This is a genomic window from Streptomyces sp. NPDC054840 (genome assembly GCF_053611065.1).
The window spans coordinates 1-3905 of sequence record NZ_JBSGZP010000679.1 but is presented as its reverse complement, the minus strand read 5'-3'; the positions used below and the strand labels follow the sequence as shown (position 1 = coordinate 3905).

The window sequence follows — 3905 nt, the reverse complement described above, 5'->3', positions numbered from 1 at the left end:
GCCGAGGACTCCCGGCGGGACGGTGTCCTGGACGGCGCGGGGCAGTACGGCGATGACGCCGAGGGTGATGAAGAACGCCACCGCGCACGCGGCGAGGCCGACCAGGGCTTTGCGCAGGAGAGAACCGGGCACACCGGTTCAACGCCGGGGCGGCGGGCGGCGATACGGGCGGGCCGGGCCACGTACGGAAGTCGGATTTGTCGCACACCCTCCGGATCCGCGCAGGTGCCCTCCGTGGAACCTCTCCGGCGTAGATTCGCTCTCCTACACGGGCGATACGACCGAAGCCGCCCAAGCCGGCCCAAGGAGCTGCAAACGTGATCTGTTATGGACCGGCCGTGCTGGACCTGTCGGACGAACTGGCCGACGCCTACAGCGAGGTGTTCTCCGCGCCACCGTGGAACGAGGACGAAGAAACCATTCGCCAGTTCTCCCTCCGGCTCCAGGCCGACAGCCGCCGCGCCGGTTTCCGTACCGCCTTCGCGCAGACGCCGACCGGCATCGACGGCTTCGCCACCGCCTGGCTGACCCCCAAGGCCTTCCCCCGCGACCGCGGCTACGGGCAGGTCTCCGCGCAGCTCGGCCGGCAGCGCGTCCGCGACCTCCTCATCGGCGCCCTGGAGATCGACGAGCTCGCGGTACGCCCGTACGCGCGCGGGAACGGCACCGGGCGCGCCCTGCTCGCCGAGATCACCGCCGACGCCCCCGACGACCGCGCCTGGCTGCTGACCGCCCGGGTGGCCACCGACACCGTCGCCACCTACCGCCGCCTCGGCTGGCACGAGGTCGCGCCGCTGCCCGGCACGCAGAACGGCGTCGTCGTCTTCCTCGCCCCGAACCACCCCGCGGCCTGAGTATCGCCCGCACCCCGCCGGGCATACCCCGGGCATGATCACTCGTAGCGCGCAGCGGCAGCTGAACATGGCCACCTACCGTCAGCTCACGCAGGCCGGGATCCCGTCCGGCACCATCAGCGGCCGAAGCCGCCGCGGAGGACCCTGGCAGCGGATCCTGCCACGGGTGTACCTCCTGCAGACCGGCCCGCCCGACACCCGGCAGCAGGCCCTGTCCGCCGTCCTGTACGCCGCCCACCCCGCGGCCGATCCGCTCTCCGGGTCCACCGCCGCGCTCACCGGCGGCGCCGCGCTCGCGCTCCTGGGCATCCGCGACGCCCCGCCCGAGCCGCTGGACGTCCTCGTCCGCGCCCCGCGCTCGCCGGCCCCCGCGGGCCGGGTCCGGCCCTGCCCGACCTCGCGCTGGCCGGCCACCATGCACATCTCCGGTGTCCCGAGCGCCCGCCCGATCCGGGCCGCCGCCGACTTCGCGGCCCGTACGGACGATGCCGATCTGGTCCGCTCCGTACTGGCCAACGTCGTCCAGGGCGGTTGGTGCCACCCGCACGACCTGCACGCCGAACTGCGCGCGGGCCGCGTCGGCAGCCGCCCCGCCGTACGGGTCGCGGCCGCGGAGCTGGTCGCCGGGGTCCGCTCGATCGCCGAGGGCCGCGCCCGCGAGACCCTGGCGGCGACCGACCTCCCGGCCCCGCTCTGGAACGCCCGCCTGCACGGCCCGGACGGGGCCTTCCTGGCCAGCCCGGACGCGTACTGGCCCGAGGAGGGCGTGGCGCTGGAGATCGACTCCGCCGAGTACCACTACACGCGTGACGCGTGGCAGGCCACCGTGCACCGGCGGCTGCGCCTGGAGTCCCGGGGCGTGCTGGTCGCCAGTACGACGCCGGGGATCCTCCGCGACAGACCGGCCGACGTGATCGGCGCGCTGCGCGCCCTGCTCGCACTGGGCGCCGCCCGTCCGCTCCCCCCGGACGTCACCGCCCGCGGGCACGCCCAGCCGGAACTGCCGCTCGCGGGCTCCTACGCGCCGAAGGCGCGGGACACCGTATAGATCGCCAGGCCCGCCAGGGCGCCGACCACCGTGCCGTTGATACGGATGAACTGAAGGTCACGGCCGATGTGGGCCTCGATCTTGCGGGTGGTGTGCTCGGCGTCCCAGCCCGCCACCGTGTCCGTGATCAGCGAGGTGATCTCGGTCCGGTAGGTGGTGACGACGTAGACGACCGCGCCCTCGATCCAGCCCTCCAGCTTCGCCTGCAGACGGCCGTCGGTGGCCAGGCGTCCACCGAAGGAGATCAGCGAGGCGCGGACCCGCAGGCGCAGCTCGCTCTGCTCGTCCTCCGCCGTCGAGATGATCATCGACCGGATCGCCGACCACGCGGAGGCGATGATGTCCTGGACCTCGTCGCGCGCCAGGATCTCGGACTTGAGCCGTTCCACCTTGGCGCGGGTCTCGGTGTCCGACTGCAGGTCGGCCGCGAAGTCCGTCAGGAAACGGTCCACCGCCCCGCGCGCCGGGTGCTGGGGCATGTCCCGCATCTCCGTGACGAAGCGGAGCAGCTCCTTGTAGACGCGCTCGCCCACCTTGCGGTCCACGAACCGCGGGGTCCAGCCCGGGGCGCCGCCCTGGACCGCGTCCGTGATCGAGGCCCCGTGCGTGACGAGCCAGTCGTGGGCCTTCGCGCAGATGAGGTCGACGGCGCGGCGGTGGCCGCCGTCCTCGACGATCCGCTCCAGGGTCTTGCCCATGCCCGGCGCGATCTCGGCGGCCTCGGCGCGCCGGGTGATGGCCTCGCCGACGACGGCCTGTACGTCGGAGTCGCGCAGCACGGTGAGCGCGCCGCGCAGGGCGGTGGCGAGCTCGGCGGTGACCCGGTCGGCGTGATCGGGGTCGGCGAGCCAGGAGCCTAGGCGGCTGCCGATGCCGAGGGCGTGGAGCCGGGCCCGGACCACGTCGGAGGAGAGGAAGTTCTCCCCGACGAACTCCCCCAGGGAGACACCGAGCTGGTCCTTCTTGGTCGGGATGATCGCGGTGTGCGGGATGGGCAGGCCGAGGGGGCGCCGGAAGAGGGCGGTCACGGCGAACCAGTCCGCGAGCGCGCCGACCATGCCGGCCTCGGCCGCTGCCGCGACGTACGCGGCCCAGCCGCCGGCGCCCCAGGCGTGCTGGGCGTACTTGGCGAGTACGTAGACCAGCGCGACCAGGAGCAGCAGGCCGGTCGCGGTGGCCTTCATCCGGCGGACCCCGCGGCGGCGCTCCTCGTCGGCGGCGCTGAACACGAACGCGCCCCGGGTGGGTGGCGGTGGCGGTGGCGGCACGGTTCCGGTGCCTCCGGTACCTCCTGTGGTGCTGCGGTTCTTCACGTGCTCCTGCCTTCCCCCGGGGGCGCCGGTTTTGTCTGCATAGCATCCGACTCCTGGGAGTGGCGAGGAGTTCCCGCCACGCCAGTCCGCTCCCGCGGCGGGTAGCGGTCCGGGTCGGCTCCGGGCCCCGCCGACGCCACTGGGCGGCCGGATCCGCCGGGACCCGGCCCCGGACCACGCCTTCCCGCTCACGCGGATTCCGTGCACCGCGGGGGCTGGTCCGCGGGCCGATTCCGGGGGCGATCCGGCCGGTGGATGTCTCCGGGGCACCGCCGAAGCGCTGCCCTGGGGTGGGGACACGGCGGAGTGTCCCCGCAGGACGAGCGGGCAACCCCGGCCGAACGGCGGAACCACGGCCGCCCGGCGCGAGCCGAGGAGACGCTCCGGCGGGGCGCCGCCCCACACCGCCCACCCCCGCCGGCGATTGCGGCGCGGGGTCGGGGGCAGAACGCCCGCACACCGGCCCGACCCGAACCGCAGGACGCCGAGGCAGACCTCGCCCCTGAGGCAGACCCCACGCCGAGGCAGACCCCCAACACCACCGGCCCGACCCGAACCGCGAGACGCTGAGGGAGCCCCACGCCGAGGCAGAGCCCCCGCACACCGGCCCGACCCGAACCGCAGGACGCCGAGGCAGACCTCGCCCCTGAGGCAGACCCCACGCCGAGGCAGACCCCCAACACCACCGGC

General features: G+C 74.5%; 3 protein-coding genes. 2 read left to right on the top strand and 1 reads right to left on the bottom strand.

Features of this window, described 5'->3' with window-relative positions; all coding sequences use genetic code 11:
• Positions 1-317: 317 nt before the first annotated feature.
• The gene (locus tag ACWGIU_RS32115) at positions 318-854 is read left to right on the top strand and encodes a GNAT family N-acetyltransferase (protein WP_453711628.1); all 537 of its coding nucleotides are present in this window, start codon (positions 318-320) and stop codon (positions 852-854) included.
• Between the two features lie 34 nt (positions 855-888).
• The gene (locus ACWGIU_RS32110; protein ID WP_453711627.1) at positions 889-1902 is read left to right on the top strand and encodes a hypothetical protein; all 1014 of its coding nucleotides are present in this window, start codon (positions 889-891) and stop codon (positions 1900-1902) included.
• Here ACWGIU_RS32110 and ACWGIU_RS32105 read toward each other — a convergent pair.
• A complete protein-coding gene (locus ACWGIU_RS32105) occupies positions 1872-3170 on the bottom strand; it encodes a DUF445 domain-containing protein (protein ID WP_453711629.1) in 1299 nt (432 codons plus the stop codon). The two genes, ACWGIU_RS32110 and ACWGIU_RS32105, sit on opposite strands and share 31 nt — an antisense overlap.
• Positions 3171-3905: the final 735 nt, after the last annotated feature.

Bases quoted from the DNA above. Each gene is read 5' to 3' on its own strand.
- ACWGIU_RS32110 (WP_453711627.1), top strand. From the start codon at position 889: ATGATCACTCGTAGCGCGCAGCGGCAGCTGAACATGGCCACCTACCGT.